At 49.9% G+C, this 15270-nt stretch carries 13 protein-coding genes; 6 read left to right on the top strand and 7 right to left on the bottom strand.

The window, feature by feature from the left end:
- Positions 1 to 182: 182 nt before the first annotated feature.
- The 7 genes from ACFQNF_RS08285 to ACFQNF_RS08255 form a co-directional block, all read right to left on the bottom strand.
- Positions 183 to 1898, bottom strand: coding sequence for a PHA/PHB synthase family protein (locus tag ACFQNF_RS08285; protein ID WP_380187533.1), 1716 nt, complete (start codon positions 1896 to 1898; stop codon positions 183 to 185).
- A gap of 245 nt (positions 1899 to 2143) precedes the next feature.
- Positions 2144 to 3511, bottom strand: coding sequence for a 4Fe-4S binding protein (locus ACFQNF_RS08280; protein WP_380187532.1), 1368 nt, complete (start codon positions 3509 to 3511; stop codon positions 2144 to 2146).
- Positions 3508 to 4323 (bottom strand): FTR1 family iron permease, encoded by an 816-nt coding sequence (locus ACFQNF_RS08275; RefSeq protein ID WP_380187531.1) that lies wholly within the window; start codon positions 4321 to 4323, stop codon positions 3508 to 3510. Before ACFQNF_RS08275 ends, ACFQNF_RS08280 begins: the two co-directional genes overlap by 4 nt.
- Before the next feature lie 436 nt (positions 4324 to 4759).
- Entirely contained in the window at positions 4760 to 5080 is a 321-nt protein-coding gene (locus ACFQNF_RS08270) for a cupredoxin domain-containing protein (protein ID WP_380187530.1), read from the bottom strand.
- A gap of 118 nt (positions 5081 to 5198) precedes the next feature.
- Positions 5199 to 5729 carry an iron transporter gene (locus ACFQNF_RS08265; RefSeq protein WP_046350547.1) on the bottom strand — a complete coding sequence of 177 codons (531 nt, stop codon included), beginning with the start codon at positions 5727 to 5729 and terminating at the stop codon, positions 5199 to 5201.
- 364 nt (positions 5730 to 6093) lie between these two features.
- Entirely contained in the window at positions 6094 to 6798 is a 705-nt protein-coding gene (gene murU / locus ACFQNF_RS08260; protein ID WP_380187529.1) for an N-acetylmuramate alpha-1-phosphate uridylyltransferase MurU, read from the bottom strand.
- Positions 6798 to 7790, bottom strand: a complete 993-nt coding sequence (locus ACFQNF_RS08255; protein ID WP_380187528.1) for an aminoglycoside phosphotransferase family protein — start codon at positions 7788 to 7790, stop codon at positions 6798 to 6800. Before ACFQNF_RS08255 ends, murU begins: the two co-directional genes overlap by 1 nt.
- A gap of 59 nt (positions 7791 to 7849) precedes the next feature.
- Here ACFQNF_RS08255 and ACFQNF_RS08250 point away from each other — a divergent pair, with 59 nt between their 5' ends.
- The 6 genes from ACFQNF_RS08250 (at position 7850) to ACFQNF_RS08225 (ending at position 15198) form a co-directional block, all read left to right on the top strand.
- Positions 7850 to 10009 carry an LPS-assembly protein LptD gene (locus ACFQNF_RS08250; RefSeq protein ID WP_380187527.1) on the top strand — a complete coding sequence of 720 codons (2160 nt, stop codon included), beginning with the start codon at positions 7850 to 7852 and terminating at the stop codon, positions 10007 to 10009.
- A 3-nt stretch (positions 10010 to 10012) separates the two neighbouring features.
- The gene (locus ACFQNF_RS08245; RefSeq protein ID WP_380187526.1) at positions 10013 to 11305 is read left to right on the top strand and encodes a peptidylprolyl isomerase; all 1293 of its coding nucleotides are present in this window, start codon (positions 10013 to 10015) and stop codon (positions 11303 to 11305) included.
- A gap of 99 nt (positions 11306 to 11404) precedes the next feature.
- Positions 11405 to 12394 (top strand): 4-hydroxythreonine-4-phosphate dehydrogenase PdxA, encoded by a 990-nt coding sequence (gene pdxA, locus ACFQNF_RS08240; RefSeq protein WP_380187525.1) that lies wholly within the window; start codon positions 11405 to 11407, stop codon positions 12392 to 12394.
- Between the two features lie 116 nt (positions 12395 to 12510).
- On the top strand, positions 12511 to 13308 hold the full coding sequence (gene rsmA / locus ACFQNF_RS08235) for a 16S rRNA (adenine(1518)-N(6)/adenine(1519)-N(6))-dimethyltransferase RsmA (RefSeq protein WP_380187524.1): 798 nt from the start codon (positions 12511 to 12513) through the stop codon (positions 13306 to 13308).
- 113 nt (positions 13309 to 13421) lie between these two features.
- Positions 13422 to 14162, top strand: a complete 741-nt coding sequence (locus ACFQNF_RS08230; RefSeq protein WP_380187834.1) for an amino acid ABC transporter ATP-binding protein — start codon at positions 13422 to 13424, stop codon at positions 14160 to 14162.
- 139 nt (positions 14163 to 14301) lie between these two features.
- Complete coding sequence (locus ACFQNF_RS08225) at positions 14302 to 15198, top strand: glutamate/aspartate ABC transporter substrate-binding protein (RefSeq protein ID WP_046350554.1); 897 nt, start codon at positions 14302 to 14304, stop codon at positions 15196 to 15198.
- Positions 15199 to 15270 lie beyond the last annotated feature (72 nt).

The following is a 15270-nucleotide window of genomic DNA, read 5'->3' as shown; positions in this document are numbered from 1 at the left end:
TTTTTTTCACCAGAGCCCGTTGGGTTACGCAGGTTTATTAGCAAGAAAACCGCTAATAAACCTGCTAACCCAACCTACGCCAGCGGTCCGTATTCGGGGAAGGTATATTGACCACATTTTAATCAATTTTTTCTCCGTGAACCTCTGTGGTCTTCATGATTAAGAATTTGAATTTTAAGCCACTACTCCAAAACATAAGTCCCCGGTGCTGCCCCGTGCTGTGGGTGAGCGCGGCTGGATAATTTTGGTTTAACCTGCTCGCCACACTGCGGTCTGAGCCACTCTACCCAGTTGGGCCACCAAGAGCCGGCTACCTTTTTTTGCCGAGCTAAAAAGTCTTCGGCGCTTTCTCCGGTTTTAGGCACGCCCTGCCAGTAGCTGCGTTTTGATGTTGGGCTAGGCGGATTAACGATGCCAATAATATGGCCCGATGTAGAAAGGGTAAACGTGACATCACCCCCGCTGCGATCGGCCAAGGTGTAGGTTTGCCGCCAAGGTGCAATATGGTCTTCTTCTGCGCTGACCATAAAGAGTGGCTGTTTAATTTGACCTAGGTCGATTTTTTGCCCACAAAGCTCTAAGGCATCGGGCTGAACGAGTTTATTTTTCCAATATAATTCGCGCAAATAGGTGCGGTGCATTTTCATTGGCATACGGGTGGAATCCATATTCCAATATAAAACATCAAATTCACTCGGCGTTTGGCCTAGCAAATAATTATCGACCCAGTAATTCCAGATCAGGCTATTGGAGCGCAGCATTCTGAATGAGGCGGCCATATCTTTGCCATCCAGATAGCCTTTTTTCTCCATCACGCTATCAATGAAATCCAAGCCTTCTTCATCCAAAAAGACTTCGATATCGCCTGGATATTCAAAATCGGTGAGCGTGGTGAGTAAGGTTGCTGAAACCACAGGCACTTTGCCCGGCATCTGCCGATTTGCCCAAGCGAGGTACGTGGCAGCCAGCGTGCCACCAAGACAATAGCCAAGTAAGTGGACTTGTTCGCTGCCGCTGATTTCTTGCGCCACTTTAATAATTTGCGCCACGCCCTCGCTTAGATAATCGTCGAAAGCCACATCACGCATACTGCTGTCGGGGTTTTTCCAGCTGGTAATAAACACCGAAAAGCCTTGGTCAACCAGATACTTCACCAGGCTTTTTTTCTCGTTAATATCGAGGATGTAATACTTATTAATCCATGGGGATACCAGCACCAGCGGCACGCTATGCACCGTGGGCGTAGTGGCTTCATAGTGCAGCACTTCAAGCAAACGCCCACGATAGACTACCGAGCCTACGGTCGTCGCTAGATTTTCACCCACTTTAAACGCGTTCATATCGGTCATGCTGATATCGCCACGCGCCTTGTCTTCCTTAAAGTTTTTATAGCCTGCAACGAGGCTTTCACCCTTAGTGCTTAATGCCTTAGCAATCGCCACCGGATTAGTCAGCAAAAAATTAGTCGGTGCCACTGCATTCAGCACCTGTCTTAACCAGAATGCGCTACGGTTACGCTCGTGCTCGCCCATATCCGGCGTGGCATAGAGGGCATCTTGCAGCCAATGCGTATTAAGCAAATACCATTCTTTAATACCATCCCAATAAGGGCTATCGCTCCAGATCGGGTCGGCAAAGCGCACGTCCTCCGGGTGAGGCGGGAAAACATCGCTATCCGCCTCGCCCCAGAAGCGCCGCGTAGTAAAGTTTTGCCACTTCGTTACGTCATTCACATAACGAAACAAGACATTGGATAAGGCGAGTGGATTTTGCAACCATGCTTGCTGCGCTTTGACGGAACTAGCCATCAAGCCAAAGGGATCGGTCGACTGCCTTAATTTGTGCTGTAAATCAGCGTAGCGCTGAGATTGTTCCGTAAGAAAAGTAAACTCTGACATTGCCGTCCCCCTTGAGATCGTTCTTCTAGCTTAGGTTGCGGTGCAGCAGAACTCAATGTGTAAGATCAAACAGCCTGCTGTTTTTTAAGCTTAAAGCATACTCGCGCATGCTTTAATGAAAGTACTCCTTCACCAGCCTGACACATGACATGTCCGTCATCCCCGAGGGTCTCTGTCGGGAATCCAGTGGCTCTGCTGGATCGCCGATAAATACACTCGGGGATGACAATCTTATGAAGTCGAGACTAAGCCCACACAAAAAACAACAATACCCAAGCCCAGCCATACAAAGCCAAGCCCAAGCCTGCCAAGCTCAAAGCACCCAAGCGCGGCCACCATTGCATCGTGCGCTGGCTGGCTAAGCGCCAAAACAAACGAAGAGACCACAATAGTGCCAAACTCAAAAGCACCGCTCTAGCAGCAGGTGCCCATGCCGTTGCCACGCCTTCATGCTTCAGTAAATTAACCGTCAGCGCCGACAGGCCTAAAAAAACACCACAAGCCGCGGCGGGGATAAAGGATTGCGTCAGTTTATGCACGCTTAAAGCATCACGCTTAGGCAACATCCAATCAGCCAGTTTTAAGCACAGATAAAGACTACCGCCCAGAAACAACATGCTACAGCCGATATAGGCCACGATCAGGCCACCATCTAGCCAAGAGAAGCTATCGTTCACCTCGGGGTAGTGAGTCAGAATCCACCAAGGCGCGTTGTCTTGCAGCGGCCAGAAGATATCGCGGTTCACCAGCCACTCGGCCATCATCTGCTTGGCGTCCACCAGCCACGGACTAGCCGTCCACTGAAAAGCACCCACCGCTAGCCCCATCAGGCCAAATAAAATCAGCACCGTTTCCCAGCCACTGCCTTTGGCGACTTGGGTGATCTCGGCTTCAGGCGAGCGCACACTCAGCGCAATTGCGCCGCGATAATCACTGCAACGCCCGCACATATGGCATTCAGTTGCGCCCTGCATATTGCGCATAGGCACCAAAGGCGCACAGTTAACTGGAATCACCTTCTGCTGCGGCGCTTTCCAAGCATCCACGTCCACCCTGTAATGCCAAGGAGCTAGCTTTGCCAGCAAATTGAATACGCCGTTCACAGGGCAAAGATAGCGGCACCACACCCGCTTGCTGCGCCCATACCAATAGCCTACGCCCACCGCCGCCACGGTTGAGCCACCAAGAACCAGCATCGCGGCCAAGGGATATTGGTAAACACTCAGTAGCTGGCCGTAGACCGTGGTACAGGCGAAAGCCACAAAGGGCCAACCCTGCCAGCGTATCCAGCGTGGGATAGGATGATTGCGTCCGCGTTCACTGGCCCATTCTGTCAGCATGCCTTCTGGGCAAAACCAGCCACACCAAACACGCCCCATCAGCAGCATGGAGATCAGCACAAATGGCCACCAAATCCCCCAAAATGCAAACTGTGCAAAGATCACCAGATGATTAAAAACCCGCGCGCTTTCATCAGGCAGGCTGACCAAAGTCGGAATAATTAGCAGAAATAAATAAAAGAAAACCACCACCCATTGCAGCTTGCGCAGCCAATGAGCGTGGTCCCGTAAAAAGTTGCCAAACTGAGCGGTACGCGAATTCAAAATAGTCATTGCCCTGTACGGCTCACGCGGCGCAGCAAGTAAGTCGTTGCAATCCAATAGCCACTCCAAATCACCAGCAAAGATAAAGCCGGATGCGAGCGATAACCCGCAAAATCGGCCAGCAATTTGCCGATACCCATACTTTCATCTAGCCAAGCCGAGCTATCCCAAAGTGGATCAATCATCGCAGGCAAAACATCCATGCCAATCAAATGCTCTACGCCTGAGTTCAACATCGCGCCAGCCAAGAGCAGAAGCAAGATTTCAGTCACCTTAAAAAACCAGCGCCAGGAAATATATTTACCGCCCAATTGCAAGAGCTGAAACGTTGCTAACGCAGCCACAAAGCCGCCTAAACCCGCCAGCGCTAACGATCCACCATTACTACTGCCTGCCACGCTGCCGTATAAAAACACCACGGTTTCACTTCCTTCCCGCGCCACAGCGAGCGCCACCAGAAACAGCAAACCCCACCAGTTTTTCTCCGCCGCATTACTGGCAAGGCCGCCTTCTAATTCACGCTTAAGACTGCGACCATTTTTACGCATCCACACCACCATCTGCACAATCAGTGCAGCAGCCACCAAGGGCATGGCGGCCTGGAAATACTCCTGAGCCGTATCATCCAGCCAGCTAGAAACACCCAATAACGTCAGTGCCAGCAAGCCCGACAGCACCAAACCTAAGCCCACACCGCCCCAGAGATAAGCCATGCCACGCTGGCCAGCGACCGGATTAGCACGCAACCACGCATATAAAATCCCCACCACCAGCAGCGCTTCTACACTTTCACGCCAGACAATAAATGCGACTTGTTCCATAGCCTTTAACCTTTTAAAAATTGCAACAACACATGAGAACAAAAACCTAAATCTTGAACCACGGAGAACACGGAGAGCACTGAGTTTCACGGAGAAAAACAGGTTTTGAATTAAGACGTTTGTTTTAATGTTTTGGGTACTTTCAAACTCTTAGTAACCCAAAACTTTCCCTCTATCGTGACACAGGGCTTAAATCCCCCCCTTGAAGCACGCCGAAGCGAGGAACAAGCGGGCGGGGTTTCGGCGAGGACTGTCTGAGCGAAGCGAGTTCCGCAGCCGCCGCTCGATTGTCCGCAGAGAGGGGTTTCGTGCTGGTCGGGGCGGCCTTCTTTTGGTTCTTTTCTTGGCCGTTCAAGAAAAGAACGCCCCAGCGGGGGCACCTGCTCCAAAATCAACGTGCCGAAGGCACTAAAAAGATGATCGTTGAGCAACACCCTTACTTCACCACAATCACACCCCTCGCCTGCGGGTGGAAATCATCAAAAAAGATATATTCGCCCGCAGATACGCCCTGAATCACCACAAAGGATTCAACGCCGGGGGCGAGGACTTTTTCTTTGCGCAGCGGCAGGCTTTCAAATTCGGCAGGCGATTTGCCCTTATTCACTAATATCAGCTTAAATTTAGTTTTGGCTGGTGCTTCGATGCGCGTTGGCGTGACCTTGCCATCGTTAAGCTCCACCCTAAAAGTCAGCAAATCGCTCGCACTCGCCATTAGGCTGCATGTGCTTAACAAAGCCACCACAATACGTCGCATAAAAACTCCATCCAATAGACCAGCAACATTTAAGCCATAAAAAAGCACAAACCCCTCTGCATGCGAGGGGTTTTTCTCACCCAGTAATATGGCTGGGGGGCATTGAAATCAGGCGATATTAATAACCGCCCTTTTTGCCTGTTCCAGCGTAGGTAAATTCATAGTTCAGATCAAAAGGCTTAAACCAAGGCGCAACGCCGGTTTCCTTATCCACATGACGGCCAAAGTGGGCCATTGGGTTTTCTGATGGCGGCAAAATGGTGTATTTCAGCTTGTATTTGCCAGGGCCTTCCAGCTTGATATTGTCGCCATAATGCGGGCCATCGCTCGCCACCATGGCCATAAAATCGCCCTTAATGACATTCTTGCTGCCCACTTTTTGCAGCTCATACTTAATCAATAAATACGGCATCCATTCGCCTTCACCGAAGCCATTTGGATTGCCTTTAGCGGCGTGAATATCAGCTTCAAGGTGGATATCTGAAGCTTCCGCCTTGCGCATCATCCCATCCGGCTCCATTTTAACCGGCTGCAAATATACCGCCGCCAACTCCATGCCATTTTTAATGGTTGGTTTACCAATTGGATATTCTGCGGCGTAGGCTTGAGCAGACAAAGCTAAAGCAATAATTGGAGCCAGATATTTCATAAATAAAGCCTTCTGATAAAGAGGAAAAAAATGACAAATCGCTATGCGATATGCATTTAAAATAAGAATTACTATCAATCTTATTCCCATCGTCATCGCATTAAAAAGGTCCTATTTACTATTAAAGAATGCCAATCGTGTATTTCTTGATTCAAATCAAAAAAAGCCCCAGCACCAAATGGCGCAGGGGCTGGGGTTTTATATTCACAGTGGGTTTTCGCCGTAAACATACATTTAAAGCTAGCAGGGCGGACTCCAAAGCGGGGGTTTCGTACCCTATGGCGTACTGCCCGTCGCTGAGCGACGCTTCGAGTACGCCCTACAAATAAAACTCAGGATTTATTGCGAGTCAAATCCTAAGCAATCAAGTAATCATGCCTCGCCGCTGATCTATAGCCCAAGCATTGGCCTGATTCAACCTTTCCACCGTACCCACATCAAGCCATAGCCCAGAGAATGACTCAGCCTGTAGCTGGGACTTTTCCATGCTGCGCATAAATGAAGGAAGGAGTGCTGCGGCTTGCCCTGCAACGATATCTGCAAAAAACGCGGGACGATAAACCGCCACGCCTGCAAAGGTCATGGCCTGATCGCCTTCTTTGCAAAGCCGCGCCTTACCTTGAGCATCAATCGCCAAATCACGGCCTGTTGGGTAGTCCGCTTTTTTGACCATGACCAAATGACCTAAATTTTCACCTAATTTTTGAGCCGTAATCTCTAACTTAGCAAAATCATAATCAGTAAAAATATCGCCATTAATCACAGCAAACGGTTCATCCCCCAATAGCGGCAGAGCTTTAGCAATCCCCCCTGCCGTTTCCAGCGCAGTTTCTTCTGCCGAATATTGAATACGCACCCCGTAGGCACTGCCATCGCCTAAGCGCTCTTCTATCATGCTCCCTAGCCAAGCGTGGTTGATGACCACATCGGTAACTCCTACCTCAGCAAGACGACGTAAGTGCCAGCCAATGAGTGGCGTGCCGCCGACTTCAAGCAGAGGTTTAGGGAAAGTATCAGTAAGGGGTCGCATGCGCTCACCGCGCCCTGCTGCAAGAATCATGGCTTTCATTAAAAGGTGAATCCGGTAGCGACAGGCTCGCCGTGCAGATTAAGCAGCAAGCGGCCCAGCGGGGTTAATTCGCTATAGCGTAGGCAAACTTTGCGCACGTATTCAAATACACGCGGTATATCGGCTTGGTATTGCTCTTTGCCATCACGATGCTTCAGGCGGGCAAATAGGCCCAGAATTTTAAGATGGCGTTGCAGGCCTTGCCATTCGAATGCGCGATAAAAATCGCCAAAATCTTCGTGCACTGGCAGGCCAGCGGCACGGGCTTGCTCCCAATAGCGAATCGCTAAATCAAGCACAAAGGCTTCATCCCAATCTAAATATGCGTCTTTAAGTAAAGAGACTAAGTCGTAAGTAATCGGGCCAAGCACCGCATCTTGAAAATCAATCAGGCGCAATGCATCGTCTTGCACCATGATATTGCGGGAGTGAAAATCGCGGTGCATATACAGCGTTGGCTGGGCCATATTATGCGCAACGATCAGTGCGCAACTGCGCTCCCACACACCCAAATCTTTGCCTTCAAGTGTCACACCATAGGCTTTGCCAAAGTACCACTCGCGGCAAATCTCCATTTCGCGTTGCATAAACGCCCCATCAAAAGGTGCTAAACCCTCGACAGGGGTGCTCACCTGCATTTTCACCAATAAAGAAATGGCCTGACGGTAATAATTGGCGGCGTTGTCAGCATCAATCAAGCTGGCGAGGGTTTTGGTGCCCAAGTCTTCGAGCACCACCCAACCTTGCTCAAGGTTCTGCGCCAGCACGCTAGGCACTGGCAAGCCAGCATTGGCAAGGCGTTGCTGCTGTTTCAAAAAAGGCTGGCAATCAAAATCAGCCGGAATTGCATCCATAATAATCAAACTGCGATCACTAAAAACGGCTCGCCAATAAGAGCGAACGCTGGCGTCAACCGCTGCAATTTCAAGTGTTTTTGGGGCTTGACCCAGTGTTTCGGCAAGCCAGGAATTCAGGGAATCTGTTCTAGTCATGGTAGTAAGTGCCAGCAATGCAGTAGAATCTGCAAATTCTATCAGCTCCTGATGGCCGCATGTCCGCGACCCACACACCATTTCATTTCCGTCTCACCGCAATTGCCGCTGCACTCTTCTGTGCGATGGCGCATTCGGCTGAGCCTCTTCCTCTCAATGTGGAGGCCGACAGCGTAGTTGGCACCACAACGGGAACCACTGAGGCCAGAGGCGATGTTCAACTCCATAGAGGCGATCTTGACGTGAATGCCGAGTGGGCCACCTTCGATCAAAAGTCGAATAGGGTGACCGCCGGTGATCAAGTTCAAATGACGCGCCAAGGGGATGTTTTAAAAGGCAATCAGCTCGATTATTTGCTCGATACCAAATATGGCTCGCTCACCAATCCTGATTACACCATCGCCCAAGGCTTGGGGCGAGGGGATGCAGTAAAGCTCTTATTTGAAGGCGAGGATAAGTATCGCCTAGCAGATGGTCGCTTTACCACTTGCCAGCCAGGCGACAATGCATGGTTTTTGCACGCCAATGAGCTAGAGCTGGATTACGTTGCGAATAAGGGTATTGCACACAGCGCGTGGCTAGAGTTTAAAGGCGCGCCGATTATGTATATGCCGTGGATGAATTTCCCACTCAATAGCAATCGGCAAACTGGCTTTTTAGCCCCCTCATTCAGCACCAATAACCGTAATGGTTTTGAATTCAGCACGCCTTTCTATTGGAATATCGCGCCCAATTATGACTTCACCCTAACGCCCCGCTATATGTCGCGCCGTGGTGTGATGCTGGGTGGTGAGTTTCGCTATATACAGCCTGATTACGCAGGCACGCTAAAAGTTGAAGGCTTAAGTAACGATACCGTTTCGGATAGTAGCCGCAGCAGCATTGTGTTTCAGCACCAGCAGGCACTGACAGATCGCCTAGCGCTTAGCTTAAATGTGCAAAAAGTATCAGATGATGAGTACTTTAATGATTTTGGTGATCGCTTAAGTGTTGCCTCGCAAACCAATTTGCCTCGCGAAGCGGTGCTCAGCTATCGCGGTGATAATTGGCAAACTTTTGGCCGCTGGCAGCGCTTTCAAACCATTCAAAGCAAGGCCAATCCTATTGATGAGCCTTATGCTCGTGTGCCGCAATTGGGTTTCTCTGCCACTCCGGATTGGATTAAAGGCGTGCAGCTGGGTATTTCAGCTGAAGCCACCGAGTTTAATCACTCCACTAAAATCAATGGCTCGCGCGTCTGGGTAAAGCCTGAAATCAGCATGCCCTTTATTGGCTCTTATGGCTTTATCAAGCCCAAAATCAGTGTGCATGCATCAAGCTACCAGCTGCGTGCCAATGGCCCCAATCAGGAAAGCAGCACAGAAAATCGCACCATACCGATTTTTAGTGTGGATAGCGGCCTCTATTTTGAAAAAGAAAGCAGCTTTGGCGGCGAGGAATACACGCAAACGCTGGAGCCACGCGCTTACTACGCCTATGTGCCTTACCGGGATCAATCCAAGCTACCTAACTTTGATTCGGCCATTACTGATTTCTCATTTGCACAGATGTTTTCTGAAAATCAGTTTTCAGGCAACGACCGTATCAATGATGCCAATCAGCTCACGCTGGCGCTTTCATCACGGCTTTATGAATCATCCACCGGCATAGAACGCGTTCGGGCCACCATTGGCCAGCGCTTCTACTTTACAGATCAAAGAGTCACCCTCGATGCACCGGGCCGACCGGATGAAGCGACTTCTTCTGATTTATTACTATCGCTCAGCGGGCAGGTCTGGCGTGATTTTATGGTGGGCTACAGCCTGCAATACAATGCCAGAGATGACAGCACCATTCGCTCGGATATCAATCTGGGCTGGAGCCCGGGTGCTTTCCGTGCTCTGAATATGCGTTATGTGCAAAGCCGTAATAATAAGATTGAACAAGTCGATTTCTCTGGCCAGTGGCCACTCGGCGGAGGCTGGTATGCCATTGGGCGCGCCAACTATTCACTGCGTGACAACAAGGCTTTGGAAACTCTGGGCGGGTTTGAATATAATGCCGGCTGCTGGGCAGTACGCTTTGCCGCCCAACGCTACATTACCAACGACGGCACCTTTAATACCAACTTCTTCGCCCTGCTTGAACTGGGCGGGCTAGGCGGCTTAGGCAGCAATCCGATTGATGTATTGCGACAAACTATTCCTGGTTATACCGATACCTACAGCAAGGTCCACTGATATATGAAGCTGCGCCACATTTCCCGCGCCTTAGCGCTTGTTGCCCTGATCGGCAGCGCCCAATTTGCAAGTGCATCGATTCAAACCATGGATCGTATTGTTGCCGTGGTTAATAAAAGTGTGGTGACCCAGCAAGAGCTTGATTCCCGCATCAGTAGCATCCAGAAAAACATGGAAAGCCAGCGCATCACGCTGCCGCCCGCAGCTGTACTCAAACAACAAGTGCTAGACCGGATGATTCTGGAGCTCGTACAAGTACAGTATGCAGATCAGATCGGCATCCGGATTGATGATAGCCAGCTAGAGCGCGCCATCGGCCGCATGGCCGAGCAAAACAAAATGTCATTGCCGCAGTTCCGTGAAACGCTAGCAAAGCAAGGCATGAGCTGGAAGAATTTTCGCGAAGATATTCGCCGTGAAATCACCCTGACCCGCCTTAAAGAGCGGGAAATTGATAACCGTATCGTGATTAGCGACAACGAAATCGACGAATACATCAAGCTCAATACCGGTAAAGAGCAGCAGGAATTTCGCTTAGCGCATATTTTGATTCCGCTGCCAGAAAACGCCAGCCCGGAGCAAATCACAGCCAAACGCACTCGAGCACTCGCGGCAATCGAAGAATTAAAATCAGGCAAAGACTTCGCCTCGATTGCGGCGGTTTACTCCAGCGCCCCGGATGCCACCAGCGGCGGCAGCTTAGGCTGGCGTGCAGCGGGCTCATTGCCCCCCGCATTTACACAGCTACTAGAAAAACTAAACCCGGGTGAAATCACCGATTTAGTTCGCAGCCCCGGTGGTTTTCATATTGTGAAGTTGCTGGAAAAACGCAGCCAAGAACAAAAAACCGTGGTTGAGCAAACACACGCACGCCATATTCTGATCCGCACCAATGAGCTGGTGTCAGAAGGCGACGCACGTCAGCGCCTTAATCAACTGGCAGATCGCCTTAAAAACGGCAGCAAATTTGAAGAGCTGGCCCGTCTTTATTCCGACGATGGCAGCGCCAGCAAAGGCGGTGATTTAGGCTGGCTCACTCCGGGCGAAACCGTACCCGAATTCGAAACCGCGATGAACGCACTCAAGCAGGGAGAAATCAGCCCTGTCATTCAATCGCCATTTGGTCTGCATATTATTCAAGTGCTGGAGCGCCGCTCCAAAGACATGACCAAAGAACGCGAGCGTTTCCGTGTAAGGAATGAATTAAAACAACGTAAGAGCGAAGAGCAGTTTGAAGACTGGCTACGTCAGCAAAGAGACCGCGCCTTTGTGGAATTACGCTTAAAAGACGAGTAAAACGATAGTGCGATGGGGTTGGGCACAGTGCCCACCCCATGATGCAGTAACGATCCAGCCCTCTCTACCGCAATACCTATTAAAGCCGTGTGATATTTAATGAACAAGCCCACACTGCCCCGCATCGCCCTCACCAGCGGCGAGCCCGCAGGCATTGGCCCGGAAATAAGCGCCATGCTTGCAGCCAGCACGCCACTAGCTTGTCAGCTGGTCATTCTTTGCGACAAAACCCTTCTGCAAAGCAGAGCAAAAATCAGCCAGATTGATGCCAACTGGCCCGATTACTCGCCGACAAGTAACGCACCGATCTCCATCTTGCATATCCCGCTTGCAGCCCCGTGCACCGCTGGCAAGCTCAATACTACTAATGCCCGCTATGTGCTGGATTTACTCGATAGAGCATGTGATGGCTGCCAGAGCGGCGAGTTTTCTGCAATGGTTACCGCCCCTATTCATAAAGGGGTGATCAATGAAGGCGGAGCTTTAGGACGCTTTTTCTACGGCCATACCGAATACCTTGCCGAACGAACACAAACCCAGCAAGTAGTCATGATGCTGGCTTGCAGCGAGATGCGTGTGGCGCTGGCAACGACTCATCTGCCACTTAAAGACGTTGCTCCGGCCATTACCGCCGAATCACTCACATGTACCCTGCGTATTTTATACCGTGATCTGCAAACTAAATTCGGCATTGCCAAGCCACGAATTATTGTGGCGGGACTTAACCCCCACGCAGGCGAATCAGGCCATTTAGGTAGAGAAGAAATAGAAATCATCTCCCCCGTGCTGGAAGCATTACGCCAAACCGGCATGACGCTGATCGGGCCATTGCCCGCCGACACATTATTTAATCGTAATATCCTCGACTCGGGCGATGCAGTGCTCGCCATGTATCACGATCAGGGCCTGCCTGTGCTCAAATATGCCAGCTTTGGCCACGGCATCAATATCACACTCGGCCTGCCGATTATTCGCACCTCGGTCGATCACGGCACTGCCATTGATCTGGCAGGAACAGGCACAGCAGAAGCAGGTAGCCTGCTGGCAGCCACCCAACTGGCGATCGAATTATCGGGAAACGCCATCTAGAACCCGCTTGCAATAGCAGATAGCCCTTTTAAAGCGCCGTGCAACAACTTATCTTGAAGCACTCCGTACATGATTACCGTGGCACACGCCGCGATAGAACTCGCTGGAAATAAATAATGACTTCGCATATCCCCCGTAAGCGCTTTGGGCAAAATTTTTTACAAGACCAAAGTGTAATTTCCGACATTATCAACTCCGTCAGCCCGCGCAAAGGCGATGTACTGGTTGAAATTGGGCCGGGCCTTGCCGCGCTGACTAAGCCTTTAATGGATCGCACCGAAACACTGCATGTGGTGGAAATCGACCGCGATATCGTGGCGCATTTATCCGAGAAATTCTCCCCAGAAAAACTCGTGATCCACAATGTGGATGCACTAAATTTTGATTTTGGCGCGCTGGCGGCAGAGATTGCACCGGGCAGCAAAATTCGCCTGATCGGCAATCTGCCATACAATATTTCCACACCGCTTTTGTTCCACCTAGCAAGCTTTGGCGACTCCATTTTTGATATGCATTTTATGCTACAGAAAGAAGTGGTTGATCGCATGGTAGCCGAACCATCAACATCAGATTACGGCCGTTTAAGCATCATGCTGCAATACCGTTTTAATATGGAACGTGTATTTGACGTGCCACCAGAGGCTTTTTTCCCGCCGCCCAAAGTAGATTCATCCATTGTGCGCATGGTGCCATGGGCGGCACTGCCAGCGCCTGCCACTGACTACAATCACCTGCAAAAACTCGTTGCACAAAGCTTCGGCCAGCGCCGAAAAACCCTGCGCAATAACGTAAAAAGCCTAGTAAGCGATGCCGAGCTGGAAGCGCTGGCGATCTCTCCAAGCTGCCGCCCGGAAAACGTTACGCTGGAACAATATGTGGCGCTCAGCAACTATCTTGTAGCCGCTGGCCGATAGTTTGTAGGGCGGATAAAACCCGCCCTACACGTAGGCCTAGGGTTTCCCCGCCTTGCCAACATTACGCAATATTTAACAGAATCAGGTTTCCCGTCATGCCCCAATCCAAGCCGATGATCAAATTTAATCATGTTAATAAATGGTATGGCCCCAACCATCACGTACTAAAAGACATCAACCTTGAAGTCAAACAAGGTGAAGTGGTCGTGGTTTGTGGTCCTTCAGGCTCAGGTAAATCCACCATGATCCGCACCATCAACCAGCTTGAGCCAGTGAACGACGGCGAAATCTGGATTGGTGATGTGCAAGTCACCAGCCCTAAAACTAATATCAACAAGCTGCGTGCCGAAGTCGGCTTTGTTTTCCAGCATTTCAATCTTTACCCGCATTTATCAGTGCTAGAAAACATCACTCTGGCCCCGATCCGTGTCAAAGGCATGAAACAAGACGAAGCCGAAAAACTAGCCCTAACACTGCTCGAGCGCGTTGGTCTTGCTGACAAAAAAAATGCTTACCCATCGAATTTATCCGGTGGTCAGCAGCAGCGCGTGGCCATTGCCCGCGGCCTTGCCATGAATCCCGGCGTGATGCTGTTCGATGAGCCCACTTCCGCTCTCGATCCTGAAATGATTGGTGAAGTGCTGCAAGTAATGAAAACACTGGCCGAATCGGGTATGACCATGATGGTGGTCACACATGAAATGGGCTTTGCCCGCGAAGTGGCAGATCGTGTGTTATTCCTCGATCAAGGTGTGGTTTTAGAAGACGCTCATCCGGAAGCCTTCTTTACTAATCCGCAGCACGACAGAGCAAAGCAATTCTTGCGTCAGATTCTAGCGCCTATGCAACAGTAATATTTGTAAGCTAATATCGCAAACGGCCCTTCTGGGCCGTTTTTGTTTGAAACACTAAGGAGTATCCCCAAAGTCTTATTTTTTCAGTCAGTCTATACTGAAACAAATACAGATCCCCCGTTATTTTAGGAGAACACCCGTGAAGAAATTGTTACTCGTTTTGGCTGTATCCTCTCTTTTTACCGCTACCGCACAAGCCGAAGAATTAAGCGGCACCCTCAAAAAGATCCAAGAAACGAAAACGTTGGTATTAGGCCATCGTGATTCCTCCATTCCCTTCTCCTATTTAGATAATAGCCAGCGCCCAATTGGCTATTCAGTTGAGGTGGCTAATCACATTGCTGAAGCCATCAAAAAGAAACTGAATATGCCTTTTATTCAAGTTCGCTATAACTTGGTTACATCGCAAACCCGTATTCCACTGGTACAAAACGGCACAGTGGATCTGGAATGTGGCTCCACCACCAATAATGTAGAACGCCAAAAACAAGTTGCATTTTCAAACGGTATTTTTGAAATTGGCACACGCTTACTCGCCACTAAAAAATCTGGTATTAAAGATTTCGCTGATTTAGCAGGCAAAAACGTAGTCACCACCGCCGGCACCACTTCGGAACGTCTGATTAAAAAGATGAACGAAGAAAAGAAAATGAATATGAATATCATCAGCGCTAAAGATCACGGCGAATCCTTCCTGATGCTGGAATCAAATCGCGCAGCTGCATTTATGATGGACGACGCACTATTAGCGGGTGAAATCGCTAAAGCCAAATCACCAGCAGACTGGGCCATTGTTGGCACACCACAATCAAGTGAAATTTACGGCTGCATGTTGCGTAAAGACGACGCCCAGTTTAAAAAACTGGTTGATGACGCGATCGTTGATCTTTACAAGAGCGGCCGTATCAAAGCCGTTTATGCACGCTGGTTTACTCAGCCTATTCCACCAAAAGGCTTAAACCTTAATTTCCCTATGAGCGATGATCTGAAGAAGCTTATTGCTAATCCAACAGATAAATCCGCAGAACAGATGTAAAAGACCACCGTTCTAAGGTCTTAATAAATATCAGGGAGGATCGGCAGTCTGTCGACGTTCACGACAGGCTAC

The sequence above is a fragment of the Iodobacter arcticus genome (genome assembly GCF_042664895.1).
Taxonomy (GTDB): Bacteria; Pseudomonadota; Gammaproteobacteria; order Burkholderiales; family Chitinibacteraceae; genus Iodobacter; species Iodobacter arcticus.
Note: the sequence above shows the minus strand (reverse complement) of the source record. Positions and strands in the feature narration are given on the sequence as shown.

Bases quoted from the DNA above. Each gene is read 5' to 3' on its own strand.
- ACFQNF_RS08275 (WP_380187531.1), bottom strand. From the start codon at position 4,323: ATGGAACAAGTCGCATTTATTGTCTGGCGTGAAAGTGTAGAAGCGCTG.
- ACFQNF_RS08285 (WP_380187533.1), bottom strand. From the start codon at position 1,898: ATGTCAGAGTTTACTTTTCTTACGGAACAATCTCAGCGCTACGCTGAT.
- ACFQNF_RS08270 (WP_380187530.1), bottom strand. From the start codon at position 5,080: ATGCGACGTATTGTGGTGGCTTTGTTAAGCACATGCAGCCTAATGGCG.
- ACFQNF_RS08230 (WP_380187834.1), top strand. From the start codon at position 13,422: ATGATCAAATTTAATCATGTTAATAAATGGTATGGCCCCAACCATCAC.
- ACFQNF_RS08245 (WP_380187526.1), top strand. From the start codon at position 10,013: ATGAAGCTGCGCCACATTTCCCGCGCCTTAGCGCTTGTTGCCCTGATC.
- pdxA (WP_380187525.1), top strand. From the start codon at position 11,405: ATGAACAAGCCCACACTGCCCCGCATCGCCCTCACCAGCGGCGAGCCC.
- rsmA (WP_380187524.1), top strand. From the start codon at position 12,511: ATGACTTCGCATATCCCCCGTAAGCGCTTTGGGCAAAATTTTTTACAA.
- ACFQNF_RS08250 (WP_380187527.1), top strand. From the start codon at position 7,850: ATGTCCGCGACCCACACACCATTTCATTTCCGTCTCACCGCAATTGCC.
- murU (WP_380187529.1), bottom strand. From the start codon at position 6,798: ATGAAAGCCATGATTCTTGCAGCAGGGCGCGGTGAGCGCATGCGACCC.
- ACFQNF_RS08280 (WP_380187532.1), bottom strand. From the start codon at position 3,511: ATGACTATTTTGAATTCGCGTACCGCTCAGTTTGGCAACTTTTTACGG.
- ACFQNF_RS08265 (WP_046350547.1), bottom strand. From the start codon at position 5,729: ATGAAATATCTGGCTCCAATTATTGCTTTAGCTTTGTCTGCTCAAGCC.
- ACFQNF_RS08255 (WP_380187528.1), bottom strand. From the start codon at position 7,790: ATGACTAGAACAGATTCCCTGAATTCCTGGCTTGCCGAAACACTGGGT.